This window comes from Nocardiopsis coralli, assembly GCF_014892575.1.
Lineage (GTDB): Bacteria > Actinomycetota > Actinomycetes > Streptosporangiales > Streptosporangiaceae > Nocardiopsis > Nocardiopsis coralli.
In genome coordinates, this window is the sequence record NZ_JADBGI010000004.1 from 53495 (window position 1) to 69545 (window position 16051).

Consider the following 16051-nt stretch of genomic DNA (forward strand, 5'->3'; position numbering starts at 1 on the left):
ACGGCGACACACGGACATCTCGACAGGGAGAGCGGGACACGGGAGAGGCGGATCGGCCGGTCGCTCTGTCGACAGAACGACCTGTCGACGTCACTACCCTTCGACGGTCTCCTGAGCCAGGATGCTGTCCTCGACCTCGTCGGCCCGGTCGCAGTCGGCCTCGACCACGAGCACCTCGACGTCGTCGCCGTCGGGGGCGAACATGACCCAGGCGGGGTCGGAGGAAGCGCCGTACAGGGCATCGTCGACGAGCACGACCCGCAGGCCCAGCTCCTCGGCGGCACCGGACGCGCATGCCTCGGCGCCCGGAGGGACGGTCGACTCCGCGGGCAGCGGCTCGTCCTCGGACGTGCCGCCCAGGGACGAACGGTCCAGGGTCTCGGAGGCCTGCTCGGAGAGGTCGCCACTGGTGTAGGAGGTCCCGCTGCGCACGAGCTCGGGTGTGTAGGCCTGCGCGGTGTCGGGGTCCGATTCATGCTCGGCCGCCGGGTCGTCCGAGAGCGGGGCGGCCGCGCTCTGTTCGTCGTCGTTCTGGGTCAGGACCCCGTTGACCACGGCCGCGCCGCCACCGACGACGAACACCGCGGCAGCGGCGGCCATCATGATGCGGGGCAGGCCGAATCGGCGCTTGCGGTGCTCGGACAGGCTCGCGACCGGCGCGCCCTCGGGCGGCGGCACGGATGCGGGCACGTCCGACGGTTCGGGTTCGGAAGAGGCGCCGACGGGGTCCGCGGGCTCGACCGCGCGGTCACGGACGGCCTCTGCGATCTGCTGTTCGAGGCGGTCGGCGACTTCCGGGGGAAGTTCGGGGGCCGGCGCCGCGGCCAGGACCTGGGAGACGTTGGACAACTCGTCCAGGGCCTTCGAGCACTCTTCACAGGACTCGACGTGCAGGGCGACGTTGCGTTCCTCGTCCGGCTCCAGGAGCCCTTCGGCGAAGAAGGCGAGTGCCTCCACCTCGGGATGGGACGTCACGATGGATTGGCACCTCCTCTCTCAGATGTGACGTCTCGAGAGGACCGAGGGTTCCTCAGATGCGCGAGCGAGGGAAGGAGTTTCGAGCGACCTCGAGCACACCGGCTCTTGACCGTGCCCGAAGCCACCTCGAGGATCTCGGCGGCCTCCTCGACCCGGTACCCGAGCATGTCGACGAGGGTCAGCGCCATGCGCTGGTCGAGCGGGAGGTGCTCCAGAGCGTCGCGCACGACCAGGCGTGTCTCGGTACGGGAGGCGTGGTCGTGTGTGGTGCCCCCGCGCAGGTCCTGGTCATTGGCGAGCACGTCGAGCGTCTCGCCCTCCGTCGGGGTCGCGGGGCGGACCTTGCGGCGCCGCAGGCGGTCGTGGCAGGCGTTGACGACGATGCGGTGCATCCAGGTACTGACCTGCGCCTCACCGCGGAACCGGCCCGCCGCGCGGAAGGCCGACAGGAACGCGTCCTGCAGGGCGTCGGAGGCCTCCTCGGGGTCGGCCATGATGCGCACGGCGACAGCCCAGAGGCGCTCGCGGTGACGCCGCACCAGGACCGCGAAGGCCTGGTCGTCGCCGTCTGCGTGCCTCGTCAGAAGCTCACGGTCGGAGAGCTCGTGGACCGACTCCATCAGCGCTGATCACATACCCCACATTTGGACGCCGCGTGCCTTACCCCTGGATGCCGCGTACCTCGACCTCGTCCACCGTCCCGCGGAAGGTGCCGCCGTCCGACGGCATCTCGACGAACCAGACCACGACGTACTGCCCGGAGGCGGGCTCGTCGAGCTCGATGCTCTCCTCACCGGAGACCTGCCCCTGCCAGTGGACCGGGAGGTCGGAGTCCAGGACCTCTTCGCCCTGGTTGGTCTCGGTGCGGGTGTCGCCGACCCGGATCTGCACGCCGTAGGTGCTCTCCGGCACGGTGAGGTCGAGCTCGTGCACCTCTTGGCTCTGGCCCATGTCGAGCAGGAGCCCGACGCCGGCCTTGGTCTGGCCCATGGGGTCCTTATAACCCTCGGTGTTCCAGACCTCGCCGTTGCTCTCCAGGACGTTCGGGGCGTTGTTGCCGTGCTCGCTGCCGTCGCCGAGGGGGTCGAACCCGTCGGCCTGGGCGATCTGGAGCGCGTCGAGATCGGCCGAGTCCACGTCGCCGTCGCTCGTGGCGTCTCCGCTGGGGGAGGCCTCCTCGGACGGGCGCATCATCGAGCCGAGCGTCCACGCGCCGGCGACCACACCGACGAACAGGAGCCCGGCCGCACCCCACACGAGGGCCTTGCGGGCCGTGCTCTGTTGCTGCGGGGAGCGCCGACGTCCCCTGGGGGAGGCAGCGGGTGCCGCGGCAGCAGCCGCCGCTCCGGCGCGCTCGCTCCGGCGCGGACCGGTCCCGGTGCTGCCGAACTCGCCGGTGCGCCGCGAGGTGCCCTGCTCGGGCTCGGGCGCCGGTTCGGCCGGGGACACCGGCAGCGGGATCAGCCGGGGCACGTCGGCCATGGCGCGGCAGAAGTCCGCCGGGGTCGTCAGGGGAGGGCCGGGCACGACCTGGCCCACCAGATGCGGCAGGGCCGCTCGGGTGGAGATCGTGGCCAGGGGCTCGGAGATGCCCGGGCGTACCTGGTCGGCAGGTGCTGGTCCGCCCGGGCCCTGGGGCGCCGGAGGCAGTGAGCTCTGCTGGGTGCCGGGCCAGTGCCCGGTCAGTGCCGCGTAGAGCAGGTGGCCCAGGCCCTGGGCGTCGGCCGCGGCCGGGTCCTGGACGCTGGTGCCCAGGAGCGCGGCGTCCACACCGATGCCGGTGACCTTGACCGCGCCGCCACTGCTCCACATGAGTTTGTCGGGGGTCAGGCACAGGTGGTGCAGTCCGCCCTCGTGCGCGGCCGCGATGGCCTCGGCGGCCTCCGTGACCAGGCCGGCGGCGCGCTCGGGCTCCATGGGGCCCTGCGCGAGCAGGTCGGCGAGGGAGGAACCGATGACCCACTCCTCGACGACGTAGGGCACGGGTGCCGTGTCGTCGGCGTCGAAGACCTGTGTGACGCGGGAGTCGGGGATCCGGCTCGTGGCGCGTGCGGCGCGCACGGCCTCGGAGGTACGCGGGAAGCCCTCGGTGAAGGTCCACACGGCCACGGGCCGTGCGAGTGTCTCGTCGGTGGCCTTCCATCTGGTGGCACCACCGGTCTCGCTCACGACGTCGTCGAGGCGGTACCGGTTGGCCAGCTTGGCCCCGGGTTCGATCAGGAAGGTGCTCATGATGGGAGTGACGGGCGCCAGTGCCGTGTCTCGCTGTGCGTCCCGCTGGGCTCCTGCGTCCTGGGGGACGGGGCGCGGGTCTCGAACGAGGGGGTCATCGGCTCTGAGTGCTGTCCCCAGCCTCCCTTCGGGCAGCTCGGATAAACAATGCGGTAGCGGTTAAGCGGTGCCTGTCCATGCTAGGACGCGTGAACAGCACCTTTGGTGGACAACGGATACTGACCCGCCTTCCGGCTCATTCCGGAGGCCGATCGCCGGGGGGTGCGTTCCCGGTGATCAGCCCCGTCGCAACTTCGCCTTGATCAGATCGAGGAAAGCTGTGACTTCTGTCACCTTCAGGAACTTGGCTGTGATGACGAAGAGTACGGCACCCACGACACCTCCGGCCAGCATCGATCCGAGAGCCGGCCACAGGTTGCCGGGAAGGCCCTGGAAGACGGAGATCATCAGCAGTCCGAACAGCGCAGCCGGGATCGTCGCCACGTGCAGCCTGAACAGGGTCGACGCCGTGCGGCGGCCGTCCAGCCCGTTGAGGCGCTTGTGGAGCAGGCGCCACATGATGATCGACCCCAGGACGTAGTACAGGCCGTAGGGCAGGGGCAGCCAGACCACGATGTACTGCGGTTCCATCCACAGCAGCAGGCTGAACGCGGTCACCGCGTGCGCGGCCTCCGACGGCAGGGCCACCAGGGCGGGCGTGCGGGTGTCGCCGAGCGCGTAGAACACACGCATCTGCAGCTGGAAGAGCGTGAACGGGATCAGCGCCACGCAGAAGACCATGAGGATGCGGCCGATCGTGGCGGCGTCCTCGGCCGAGGTGCTGCCCTGCGCGTAGATCATCACGCAGAACGGGACCGCGAACACGATCATCGCCACGGAGATCGGGACGATGAGCACCGACGACAGCCGGAAACCCCGCGAGAAGTCGGCGCGCACCTGGTCCTTGCGCCCGGCGGCCACGTGCTCGCTCATCCGGGGCAGCAGCGCCGTGATCACCGACACCGCGATGATCGCGTACGGCAGCTGGAAGATCATCGACGCGAACTTGTAGGCGGCGATCCCCGCGCCGGAGGACCCCGCCTCGGCCGCCATCGCGCCCGCGCGCGTGGCCACGTTGGTGGAGACGAGCGCGCCCACCTGAGCGACGCCGATGTAGAGCATCATCCACGAGGCTGCGCCGGCGGCCTCCCCGAGGCCGGACCCGCGCAGGTCCAGGCGCGGGCGCCAACGGAACCCGGCCGCGGCCAGCGACCAGATCAGCACGGCGGCCTGGACGACCTGGCCCAGGACCGTGCCGAGCCCCAGCAGGGCGATCTGGCTCTGGTTGGCCATGAGGTCCTCGGGGGTCGACCCCGGGCCGGCGATGGCCAGGAACCACAGACAGATCCCGATGATGACCAGGTTGTTCAGCACCGGCGCCCACATCGGGGCCCCGAACTTGTTGCGCGCGTTGAGCATCGCGCTGGCCAGACCGCTGGCGCCGATGAAGAAGATCTGCAGCACCAGGAACCGCGCCATGATCACCGAGACGTCGTACTGCGCCCCGGAGAACCCGCCCGCGTAGATGCGGATGAACCACTCCGCGAGGAACACCGAGAGGATGGTGATCCCCAGCAGGCCGAGCAGCATCAGCGTGACCAGGCGCTGCTCGGTGCGGTCGCCGCCGTCCTCGTCGAGCTTGCGGCGCTTGACCAGGAACGGGACGAACACGCTCGCCAACAACCCGCCGATGAGCAGGTCGTAGATCATGAACGGGACCATGTTCGCGGTCTGGTAGGCGTCACCCAGCAGTTGGGTCCCGATCGCCGCGGCCAGCACCATCGTGCGCACGAAGCCCGTACCGCGGGAGAAGACCGTGCCGAGCGCCATGATCGCGCTCGACTTCGCGATGTTGCCCGACCCCGTGTGGCTCGATCCGCCGACCTCGTCGCCGTCCTCGAGGCCCGCACGGTCTGCGGTACCCAGGTCGCCGATGTCGGTCGGGTCGCGGTCGGTGCGCAGCCCCGTCTCGGGCTCGCTCCGCGGCTCGCTGCGCTCGTAGGCGTCGAGCACGTCCTCCGGCATCACGAGCGTGTGCCGTCCTCCGTGCTCCTGCGCCTCTGTCTCGGTCGCCTCGGAATCCCGTGGCTCCCGCGGATCCTGTCGGGGGTGATCGCTGGACACCGTCGCGCGGTCCTTCACTAGGTCGAAACTGGCGTGACCCCGGTGGGGCCCGGTCGGGGGGAGGGGGGATGGCGTTATCGACGCAGGCGGCCGCGGATCAGTTCCACGGCCGAGGTGAGCTCCTGGACACGCAGCAGTCGGGCCGCTCCGAGGAAGAGCAGCGCCCCGAGGACGCAGCCCACGACGGGGGCACCGATGTAGTTGAGCAGGCCGGGGCCGGCGTAGGTGTCGAAGAGGTGGATCACACCGAAGCCGGCGGCCACGCTCGGGATCGCGGCCAGGTGCAGGCGCAACAATGTGCCAAGGATGTGCTTTCCGTCAAGCCCGCCGAGTCGGTGGCTGAGGATGTTCCCCGCGATGACCAGGCCGGACAGGAACGAGATCATGAAGCCCGCGGCCACGCCCGTGACCACGTGCGCAGGCGGGAGCAGCAGGTAGGAGGCGAAGGCCAGGGCGGCGTGCACCGCCAGGTTGGCGATCGCGATCATCGCGGGGGTCCGGGTGTCGCCCATCGCGAAGAACACACGCAGCATGAGCTGGAAGACCGTGAAGGGGACCAGGCCCAGCGCCATGACCGCGAGGATGTAGCCGATGCTGGTCGCGTCGGCCACCGAGATCGACCCGCGGGCGAAGGCCAGGATCGACAGCGGCTTCGCGAACAGGGCGATCGCGAACGCCATCGGGACCAGCACGAACGCCGAGATCCGGAGTGTGCGCGAGAAGTCCGAGCGCACCATCGTCCAGTTGCGGTCGTCGGCGTGGGCGCTCATCCGGGGGAGCAGCACGGTGATGAGGGAGACCGCGATGATCGCGTACGGCAGCTGGAAGAGCTGGTAGGCGAGGTTGTAGGCGGTGATGCCCGCACCGACCGCGGCGTCGGGGTCCTGCTCGACGGCGGCGACGTTCGCGGCGTTGGCGATGTTGGTGGTGATCCACAGGCCCGCCTGGGTCAGGAGGGTGTAGAGCATCATCCACCCGGCGGTGCGCACGGCCTCGCCGAGGCCGGAGCCGCGGAGGTCGATGCGCGGACGCCACCGGTAGCCGGTCCGGGTCAGGGCCACGAACAGCACCACGGCCTGCAGCGCCATACCCGCGGCCGTGCCGGCGCCGAGGAGGGTGAGCTGGCCGTCGGTGACCTCGTCCGGGGTGAGGTCGGGGCCGGCCACCAGCAGGAACATGCCGGCCACCAGCATGATGACGATGTTGTTCAGCACCGGGGCCCACACGGCGGCGCCGAACTTGCCGCGGGTGTTGAGCATGGCGCTGAGCAGGCCGCTCATCCCCACGAAGAAGATCTGGGTGAGCAGGTAGCGCGCCAGGTAGACCGACGCGTCGAACTGCGCGGGGGTGAAGCGCGACCCGTACAGGTAGATGAGGATTTCGGCCGCGAGCACCGCCACCGCCGTCAGCGTGAACAGCGCCAGCATCGTGGTGGTGAACAGGCGGTCCTCGGTGGCCTTGCCGCCGTCGGCGTCGCGCTTACGGCGCTTGACCAGGAACGGCACGATGACACTCGCCATCAGGCCGCCGATGAGCAGGTCGTTCAGGATGAACGGGATCGTGTGCGCGGTGTGGTAGGCGTCACCGAGCAAGTGGGTGCCGATGGCCGCGCCCAGCACGATGGTGCGCGCGAACCCGGTGATGCGGGAGGCCATGGTGCCGACGGCCATCACCGCGCTGGACCGCATCATCCCGCCGTCGTCGGAGTTGCCCGCGGCGCTGTGGCCCCCGTCGCCGGGACCGTCGCCGCCGGACTGCGCGGGCGCCGGCTCGGGGAGCTCACCCTCTTCGTAGGAGGGGGTGGGGCCGCCGTAGGGCCGGACCGTGCTCTCGCCCGGGAGCGGTCCCTCGACCGGGTCCTGCTGCTGGGGGGAACTTCGGCGGTGTTTGCCGCCGTTCGGGGAGTCGGTGGCCACGGTGGATCAGGCTTCCTTTCGTCCGGCTGGGCAGGCCCCGGTCGGGGCGGGGGAACGGCGCTCGGCCGCGAGTGTCGACATGCGGACACCGGGGCCCGTCGGCACGTGGACGTGTCGACAGGTCGGGAGGTCGGCGAGTCGACTTCTCGACCCGCCGGGGGCGCGGGCCCGGGCACTCATGTGCGGGGGCCGTCCGCGCCGGGGGTGCTGTCTCCCCCATCCTCGCCGTGTGAGGGCGTGCTCGTGTCGTCGTCCGGGGCACGGTCGGCCTCGGAGGGCTCCGCGTCCTGGTCGGCCTCGGCGCGGTCGGTGTCCTCGCCGTCGGAGAGGTCGGCCTCGGACCCCCCATCGGTGCCCTCGGACGGTGCCTCTTCGGTGTCGTCACCGGCCGGAGCCACGGTGCCCTGGGAGCTCTCCTCGCCCTCGGGCGTCTCGCCGTCCCCGTCCCCGGGTGCACCGCCGGCCGCGGCCGCGGCGGCCGAGGACTTCGACGACGAACGCGCCCACTTGCGCACCGCACGCGGTGCGAGAGCGGCCACCAGGATCAGCACACCGATCCCGCTGATCAGCAGCGCCTGGGTGCCCAGACCCGTCGCGTTCACCGGGATCTCCGTGTCCTGGGCGTTGATCGGCTCACCCGCGGAGTTGTGCAGGCTCGTGTGCAGCACCGTCCGGCCGTTCACACGCGCCGACAGCGGCACGTACACGGTCGTCTTCGCGCCCGGAGCGATCTCGAAGGAGTCGGTGTAGCTCTCCACCGTCAGCCGCTCGGAGTTCTCCGAGAACACCGACAGCGTCACGAAGACCGACTCGTCCTCGAGGTCGTTGGCGACAAGGATCCCGGTGATACCGGTCCGGCTCGCCAGGGTCACCGGTTCGCCGGGGATGATGCGGACCGAGTCGAGGCCGTCCTGGACGTCCTGCGCCACCAGCGAGCGCATCGCCCCGGCCAGGGCCTCCTCGTCGCGCCAGTACGCCGACGACAGGCGCAGCAGGGCCGGGCGGAAGGGGTCGTTGTCCTCCACCAGTATGCTGTTGAACATGCGGACGTCGCGGTTGACGTCCTGGATCTGGCCCAGGTAGGTGGAGCTCAGCTCGGTGTCGTAGGCGGACTCGGGGTAGGTCAGGTCGCCGCGGGTGTCCTCGCGCTCGTCCTCCGGCGGGAGTTCGACGTCGTCGAGGTTCTCGGGGTTGAGCCACGGCAGGGACTCGGTCGCCTCCAACACCCCGGACGCGAACTCCTCACCCGGGTCCCACTGGGCCTCTGGGGAGGCCACGACCACCCGGTCGCCGCCCGTGTTCTCACCGGCGATCATCGCGGTCTCGGCGGCGAACCGCTGCAGCGCGAGCGCCGAGTCGCCCTGCGTCTCCGAGGGCATCGACAGCACCTCGGTGAGGCCGGGGTCGCTCAGCAGCGCGACGTCCTCGCCGTCCCCGGTGGGGGAGGGGAGCGCGTCCTGCGCGGACGGGGTCGTCGACAGCCACGACACGGGCGGCATCGCACTGCCGTCCAGGATGAACCGGTCGGCACCGGCCTCGGACAGCAGCTCGTGCACGGAGTCGTCCATGAGCCCGCCGGGCGGGAGGGCGTAGGACTCGTCCGGCGCCAGCTCCAGGGCCTCCATGGTCGCCTCGCGGCCGATCCGGACGGACGCCTCGGCGTCGGTGTCGATGTCGTTGCGCAGCATCGCGGCCAGGTCGGGGTTGGCGTACGGGGACGCCGCGACGGTGTCGGCCGGCAGCACACGGCGCGCCTCGCGCAGCCACACCTGGGCCGCCTCGTCGGCCTCGTGGTCGTGCCGGACGGGGTCGGACTCGGCCGGGATCGCCAGTACGTCGTCGAGCACCTCGAAGTCGTCGGAGGCGGCGCGGGCGATGTCGTCGAGCGTGCCGGGGTCGACCGCCCAGGTCACCGGGACACCCTCGGTGCGGGTCGGCTCGGGCTCCTCCTCGTCCTCGGGCTCCTCGGTGTCGTCCTCGGTCGGGGACGCGTCGTCGGTGGGCTCGGACTCCGCGGTCTCCTCGTTGGTGGCCTCGTCCTCCTCGGGGGAGCCCTCCTCGGGTTCCTCCTCCTCGGGGGCGGTCTCCAGGCCCAGGTCCTCCGGCAGGTCGTCGTCGCCCGGATCGAAGTCCAGGGGTACCTGCGCGCCCGAGGCCAGCAACCTGCCCAGGCGGCCCTGCTGTTCGAGGGACTCGGGCAGGGAGTCGGTGAGGAAGGTGTCGTCGTCGGCGCGCTGCGGGGTGTCCATGAGCGGCCACACCCAGGCGAGGTCGATCTCGGGTGCTTCGTCGTCCGGGTCGAGGTGGGGGAGGAACGTGTACTGGGACCCGATCACGGTTCCGTCGCCGTCGACCGCCTCGATCATCATCGGGAACACGCCGTACCCCGACAGTCCGAGCTCGTCCACGTCGGTGCTGAGCGCGTACCCCTGGCCCGCGTCGGGTGCCAGCTCCTCGGAGACGTCCTCCTCGGGCCCGGTCGCGTCGGGCTGCCAGCCGTCCCCGGCGGCGAACTCGTCCAGCTCGCCGCGGTCGCTGAAGGGGTGCCGCGAGTAGCGCATGCGTACCGACACCTCCGACACCTCTTCGTCGGTGGTGTTGGTCACCTGGCCGCTGACGCGCAGGGTGGCGTCCTCGTCGACCACGTCGGGTGTGATGCTGTCCACGACGAGCGGATCGACGGTGTCCTCATCGGGCTCGGCCGCCGCGGGCGGGAGTGTGCCCGGTATCGGGAGCAGCGCGGTGGTCAGGGCCATGACCACCGATGCGGAGGCAAATCGACGCAACGCTTGACCGGTTTCCTGCTCGGGTCCGTAAGGGCCGTACCGCCGGAGGATATGGGTGCGGCAGGGGCGGTGACGGCGGATACCCGCACGGCGCACTCGGCGGACGCGGGTCGGGCGGGCGCGAAGGACGGCGTCCCACCACTGCACCGAAGATACCCCCTCCCCGGAACGCGGGATCGTGCTGAGGGGCCGTGCGGCGCGTCCGGTGCCGGTCACGTGTCCCTCATGCGGGTGAGGGACGATTCGCGGTCACCGGTCGGGGCCGCCTAACCTGCGTGGTGTGCCGAACACAGAGCTTCCGGGCGACGACACCGCCCGCCACGAGACCGGTCGGTTGACCGATGCCCAGAGGTCGACCCTGGGCTCCTTGATCGACTCGATCCAGCCCGTGCCCGACGAGCTCGGTGAACGCTTCGCCGCACAGGGCCAACAGCTCGCGCTCGTGGGCGGGCCAGTACGCGACGCACTCCTCGGCAGGGACTCGCACGACGTGGACCTCACCACCGACGCGGTGCCCCAGCGCATCCTCGAACTCGTGGACGGCTGGGCCGACTCGGTGTGGACCGTCGGCATCGACTTCGGCACCGTGGGGCTGCGCAAGAAAGGCCTCCAGCTGGAGATCACCACCTACCGCAGCGAGTCCTACTCACCGAAGTCCCGCAAGCCCGAGGTCGCCTACGGCACCGACATCGAGGACGACCTGCTGCGCCGCGACTTCACCGTCAACGCGATGGCGGTGCACGTTCCCGACGGCACCTTCGTCGACCCCTTCGGCGGCCTGCGCGATCTGCACGCCCAGGTGCTGCGCACGCCCGGCAGGCCCGAGGACTCCTTCAGCGACGACCCGCTGCGCATCATGCGCGCGGTCCGCTTCGCCGCCCAGCTCGGTTTCACACTTGCCCCCGAGGTCGCCGAGGCGGCCCGGGACATGGCCGACCGGCTCACCATCGTCTCGGCCGAACGTGTGCGCGACGAGCTGGTCAAGCTCATGCTCAGCCCGAACCCGCGCACGGGCATCGAGCTCATGGTCGACCTCGGCATCGCCCAGTACGTGTTCCCCGAGATCCCCAGGATGAGCCTGGAGATCGACGAGCACCACCGGCACAAGGACGTCTACCAGCACTCCCTGACCGTGCTCGACCAGGCCATCGACCTGGAGCGTTCCCGCGGCCACGAACCCGACCTCGTGCTGCGCCTGGCCGCACTGCTGCACGACATCGGCAAGCCCAAGACCCGCTCGTTCGAGGGCAACAACCGCGTCACCTTCCACCACCACGAGGTCGTGGGCGCCTCGATGACGCGCAAGCGCCTCAACAAGCTGCGTTTCTCCAAGGACGTGGTCAACGCGGTCAGCAAGCTCGTCTCCCTGCACCTGCGCTTCCACGGGTACGGCAAGGGGGAGTGGACCGACTCGGCGGTGCGCAGGTACGCCCGCGACGCCGGTGACCAGCTCGAGCGCCTGCACATCCTCACCCGGGCCGACTGCACGACCCGAAACAAGCGCAAGGCCGCGGCGCTCGCGCGGTCGTACGACGACATCGAGCGCCGTATCGACGAGCTCGCCGAGCAGGAGGAGCTGGACCGCATCCGGCCCGACCTCGACGGCAACGAGATCCAGGAGATCCTCGGCATCGGGCCCGGGCCGGCCGTGGGCAAGGCCTACCGGTACATGCTGGAGCTGCGGCTCGAGAACGGTCCGATGTCCAAGGAGGAGGCCACGGCCGAACTCCGTGAGTGGGCCGGTCAGCACATCGAGTGAGCCGGGGCCGCCTCAGGGGGTGTACCGGTCGAACGGGAACTCGGGCGGGGTACCGAAGGGGTCCCCTGCGCCCGAGTTCTCCTTTCCGGCGACCTTGAGCGCGGCCAACGACGCACGCATGACCCCCGAGCGCATGCGGATCCCGCCGCGGCCGGTGCGCGGCGCCGCGAAACCGGTGGAGAGCGGCCCCACCTTGTGTGCGGCGTCCACGTGCGGACGCATCGCCTCACGGTAGGCGGCGAACGCGCGCACGTGGTCACCGTCGTGGTGTGCGAGTTCCCCCGCCAGCGCCATGGCCCCGAGCAGGGCCAGCACGCTGCCCATCCCGGTCATCGGGTCCGGGCAGTGCGCCGCGTCGCCGAGCAGAACCACCCGCCCCCGGTGCCACTCCTGCATCCGGATCTGCTGGGACGGCGCCATGTGCACGCGGGTGCCGCGCATGGCCCGCAGGAGGTCGGGAACGTGGCCGCCGAGGTCGGAGTGCACACGTTCCACGAAGTCCTTGACCTCGGCCTGGCGCATGCCCTGGGACTCGACCGGGCGCAGGCTCCGGAACAGGAACATGCCCTCGAGGTCGGTGTTGCCCGGGAACGTCGTCACCGCCGACCCGCGGTAGGGCCAGACGTGGAACTTGGTCGAGTCCTTCTGGCCGGTGTGGTTGTCCACCGTGAAGATGGCCAGGTTGGTGCCGAGGAAGAAGGCGTGGTCCTCGGTGGTCGTCCCGAACAGCAGGCCGCGCACGTTCGAGTGCAGCCCGTCGGCGCCCACCACGAGGTCGAAACGGCGCGGCTCCCGGTTCTCGAACCCCACGAGCACACCCTCGTCGTCCTCGTGCAACGCGGTGATGGAGTCGTCGAAGAGGTACTCGGCCGCCTGCTCGCCCTCCTTGTGGAGGAGCGAGCACAGGCGGTCGCGGGCGATGGCCCTGCCGCCCCCGGCCCAACTGGGGATGCCGATCTCCGGACCGTCGCCGTAGACGATCGTCGCGTTGGGCGGAGCCCCGCTGACGGCGTGCACCCGCTCGTGGAGCCCCATCCGGTCCAGCACGGTCAGGCCCTGGGCGGAGAGCTCGATGCGGAACCCTTCTGCCCGCGGAGCCGGGGCGCGCTCCACGACCGTGGGTACGAAACCCTGACGGGACAGGAAGTGGGCCAGCGCCGGGCCGGCCACACCCCCGCCGGAGATGAGGACGGTCTTGGCGGACGTGCGCACGGTGACTCCTCTCGGTCGTCGGCGGCGACCTCGTCGCCGCCCTCTACGCCCAGAGTGCCCCACGGCCCTTACATGTTGCTGACAGTCTGCGTGCACGCACCGTCCAGCCCACGGCGAGCGCGGCGTAGACCAGCACCATCGCCACCACCACCGCCGCGCTCACCCCCGACGGCGGGACGAACACCGCGGCGAGGGCCGCGCCCAGTACGAACGTGGCGTTGAACAGGACGTCGTAGACGGAGAACACACGGCCGCGGAACGCGTCGTCGACATGTCGCTGAACCAACGTGTCGACGGTGACCTTCACGGCCTGGGAGACGAACCCGAGCACGAAACCGGCGATCGGGAACAGCACCGGTGAGAACGGCAGGCCGAACACCACCAGTGCGACCGCCGCCGTGGCCAGCAACGACGCGATCCACGTGCTCGCGCTCATCCGGGCGGTCGCCCACGGGGTCGCCACGGCGCCGGCGAAGAAACCGATCGCGAGCAGGGCGGCCGACACCGAGAAACCGGCGAGACCGGCCACCCCGCCGCCGGTGAAGGTGTTGTTGTACAGCAGCAGTGTCATGAGGGTCGCGACCCCGAACAGGACCCGGTGCACACCCATGGTCAGCAGGCCGTCCCGGGCCGGGACCCGGTCGCCGATGTGCCGCAGTCCGCTCAGCATCCCGCGCAGCACGTTGCGGACGGCCGCGCGCACCTCTTCGGGCTCCTCCTCCAGGTGGGGACCGAGTTCCCGGTAGCGAAGGCTGAGCGAGACCAGCGCGGCGGCGGCGAAACCGAGCGCGGCCACGAACAGGATGATCCCGGTCCCGAGCGCGTCCTCACCGCCGATCATGCCGATCGCCAGGCCCACGCCCGTGCCCAGGGAGCTGGCCGCGGTGCCGCACGTGGGGGTGACCGCGTTGGCCATCATGAGCTGGTCGCGCGGCACCACGTACGGCAGTCCGGCGGAGAGCCCGGACAGGAAGAACCGGTTGACGCTCAGCACCAGCAGCGCGGCCACGAAGAACGCCGGACCTGCACCCTGGGCGACCAGCACCGCGGTGACGACCCCGAGTACCGCCTTGACCAGTGAGGAGAACAGCAGGACCTGGCGGCGCGGCCACCGGTCGATGAGCACCCCCGCGAACGGGGCCACCACGGAGAAGGGCAGCAGCAGCACGGCGAACGCGGCGGCCACCGCCCCCGCGCTGGTGTGCTGCTCGGGGTTGAAGAACACGAAGCCGGCCAGGCCCGCCTGGTAGACCCCGTCGGAGAACTGGGAGACCAGGCGGGTGCCGAACAGGCGGCGGAACCGGGCGCCGCGCAGCACCACACGCAGGTCGCCGAAGAAGGAGGAGGACACGGCCTCACCCTAGGGCCGTGAGTCCCGGGCGGCGGCCGCCCCCGATACGAAGGGCCCCGGCCGGGAACGCTCGTGATCCCGGGCCGGGGCCCCTGCGGTCGCGGCGGGTTCAGGCGTCGTCGCCGCCCGCGATGAACTCTTCGACCTGTGCGTGCGCCTCGGAGTCGCTGTACTGCACGGGCGGGGACTTCATGAAGTAGGAGGAGGGCGCCAGGATCGGGCCGCCGATGCCGCGGTCCTTGGCGATCTTCGCGGCGCGGACCGCGTCGATGATGATGCCGGCGGAGTTCGGGGAGTCCCACACCTCGAGCTTGTACTCGAGGTTGAGGGGCGCGTCCCCGAAGGCGCGCCCCTCCAGGCGGACGTAGGCCCACTTGCGGTCGTCGAGCCACGGCACGTGGTCCGACGGGCCGATGTGCACGGAACCGGCGTTGAGCTCGTGCGGGATCTGCGAGGTGACCGACTGGGTCTTGGAGACCTTCTTCGACTCCAGGCGCTCGCGCTCCAACATGTTCTTGAAGTCCATGTTGCCGCCGAAGTTGAGCTGGTACGTGCGGTCCACGACCACGCCGCGGTCCTCGAACAGCTTGGACATCACACGGTGGGTGATGGTGGCGCCGATCTGCGACTTGATGTCGTCGCCGACGATCGGGACCCCGGCCTTGGTGAACTTCTCCGCCCACTCGGGGTCGGAGGCGATGAAGACCGGCAGGGCGTTGACGAAGGCGACACCGGCGTCGACGGCGCACTGCGCGTAGAACTTGTCGGCCTCCTCCGAACCCACCGGCAGGTAGGAGACGAGGACGTCGGCCTCGCTCGCCTTGAGGGCGGCGACGACGTCGACGGCGTCCTCGGGGGACTCCTGGATCATCTCCCGGTAGTAACGGCCGAGGCCGTCGTAGGTCGGACCGCGCATGACGGGGACACCGGTCGGCGGCACGTCGCAGATCTTGACGGTGTTGTTCTCGCTGGCGGTGATGGCGTCGGCGAGGTCGTGGCCGACCTTCTTGTCGTCCACGTCGAAGGCGGCGACGAACTCGATGTCGCTCACGTGGTACGGGCCGAACTGGACGTGCATCAGGCCAGGTACCCGGGACTCGGGGTTGGCGTCCTTGTAGTAGTGCACGCCCTGGACGAGCGACGCCGCACAGTTGCCGACGCCCACGACGGCTACACGTACCGAACCCATTGGTCCTTGCTCCTTCTGTTCCGCGAACATGGATTCCACAGCGCACAGCTCGACGCGCCCGCTCCGGAGGAACCGGGGCGCGCCGTTCTGCTTCTTGTTGTCCGTGTTGAGGTCAGCAGCGCCCGGGGCGGATCTGTTCCCGCCCTCAGCCGCCGTGCGGACGTCCCACGGACGCCGTTGGCGCGGCCTCCCCTGAACGGCCGTCGGCAGTCGGGGGGAACATGCAACTCTGGCTGTTTTGCTCGGTATGACTCTATCTCCGCCCACCGGCCCGGCCCGCACGACAGTACGCGGGGGGTCCGGGGCGACCCGGCAGGTCAGGGCGGCCACACGGGATCCGTCCCCGCGTGCGGCGCCAGTGGTACCGAGTTCCCCCAGCTCAGAGGCGCTGAATCTCACACCGGCACAGGAGGGCATGGAGCGGTCACCGAGCGCACAACCGGGCGCATCGAGGCCATGCGACCA

General features: G+C 70.5%; 10 protein-coding genes. 1 reads left to right on the forward strand and 9 read right to left on the reverse strand.

From position 1 onward, the window contains the following. Nucleotides 1–93: 93 nt before the first annotated feature. The 6 genes from IDM40_RS05325 to IDM40_RS05350 form a co-directional block, all read right to left on the reverse strand. Nucleotides 94–975, reverse strand: a complete 882-nt coding sequence (locus IDM40_RS05325) for an anti-sigma factor (RefSeq protein WP_193120791.1) — start codon at nt 973–975, stop codon at nt 94–96. Continuing rightward, a complete protein-coding gene (gene sigM / locus IDM40_RS05330) occupies nt 972–1598 on the reverse strand; it encodes an RNA polymerase sigma factor SigM (RefSeq protein ID WP_193120792.1) in 627 nt (208 codons plus the stop codon). The genes IDM40_RS05325 and sigM overlap by 4 nt, the downstream gene beginning before the upstream one ends. A 40-nt stretch (nt 1599–1638) precedes the next feature. Further along, entirely contained in the window at nt 1639–3210 is a 1572-nt protein-coding gene (locus tag IDM40_RS05335; RefSeq protein ID WP_193120793.1) for a protein kinase family protein, read from the reverse strand. A gap of 276 nt (nt 3211–3486) precedes the next feature. Beyond that, on the reverse strand, nt 3487–5274 hold the full coding sequence (murJ, locus tag IDM40_RS05340; protein ID WP_216630386.1) for a murein biosynthesis integral membrane protein MurJ: 1788 nt from the start codon (nt 5272–5274) through the stop codon (nt 3487–3489). A 173-nt stretch (nt 5275–5447) separates the two neighbouring features. Continuing rightward, nucleotides 5448–7289: a murein biosynthesis integral membrane protein MurJ gene (gene murJ, locus IDM40_RS05345; RefSeq protein WP_193120795.1), complete on the reverse strand. Its 1842-nt coding sequence runs from the start codon at nt 7287–7289 to the stop codon at nt 5448–5450. Nucleotides 7290–7465: 176 nt separating this feature from the next. Then, the gene (locus IDM40_RS05350; protein WP_193121011.1) at nt 7466–10051 is read right to left on the reverse strand and encodes a DUF6049 family protein; all 2586 of its coding nucleotides are present in this window, start codon (nt 10049–10051) and stop codon (nt 7466–7468) included. A gap of 304 nt (nt 10052–10355) precedes the next feature. Between IDM40_RS05350 and IDM40_RS05355 the strand changes: the two genes are divergently transcribed. Further along, nucleotides 10356–11834, forward strand: a complete 1479-nt coding sequence (locus IDM40_RS05355; protein WP_193120796.1) for a CCA tRNA nucleotidyltransferase — start codon at nt 10356–10358, stop codon at nt 11832–11834. A 12-nt stretch (nt 11835–11846) separates the two neighbouring features. On the opposite strand, the gene IDM40_RS05360 is transcribed toward IDM40_RS05355, so the two are convergent. From IDM40_RS05360 to IDM40_RS05370, 3 genes are all read right to left on the reverse strand, one after another. Beyond that, nucleotides 11847–13046 carry an FAD-dependent monooxygenase gene (locus IDM40_RS05360; RefSeq protein WP_193120797.1) on the reverse strand — a complete coding sequence of 400 codons (1200 nt, stop codon included), beginning with the start codon at nt 13044–13046 and terminating at the stop codon, nt 11847–11849. Nucleotides 13047–13089: 43 nt separating this feature from the next. Next, entirely contained in the window at nt 13090–14397 is a 1308-nt protein-coding gene (locus tag IDM40_RS05365) for an MFS transporter (RefSeq protein ID WP_193120798.1), read from the reverse strand. A 109-nt stretch (nt 14398–14506) separates the two neighbouring features. Next, nucleotides 14507–15586 carry an inositol-3-phosphate synthase gene (locus tag IDM40_RS05370; protein WP_193120799.1) on the reverse strand — a complete coding sequence of 360 codons (1080 nt, stop codon included), beginning with the start codon at nt 15584–15586 and terminating at the stop codon, nt 14507–14509. Nucleotides 15587–16051 lie beyond the last annotated feature (465 nt).

Bases quoted from the DNA above. Each gene is read 5' to 3' on its own strand.
- sigM (WP_193120792.1), bottom strand. From the start codon at position 1,598: ATGGAGTCGGTCCACGAGCTCTCCGACCGTGAGCTTCTGACGAGGCAC.
- IDM40_RS05335 (WP_193120793.1), bottom strand. From the start codon at position 3,210: ATGAGCACCTTCCTGATCGAACCCGGGGCCAAGCTGGCCAACCGGTAC.
- murJ (WP_216630386.1), bottom strand. From the start codon at position 5,274: ATGCCGGAGGACGTGCTCGACGCCTACGAGCGCAGCGAGCCGCGGAGC.
- IDM40_RS05370 (WP_193120799.1), bottom strand. From the start codon at position 15,586: ATGGGTTCGGTACGTGTAGCCGTCGTGGGCGTCGGCAACTGTGCGGCG.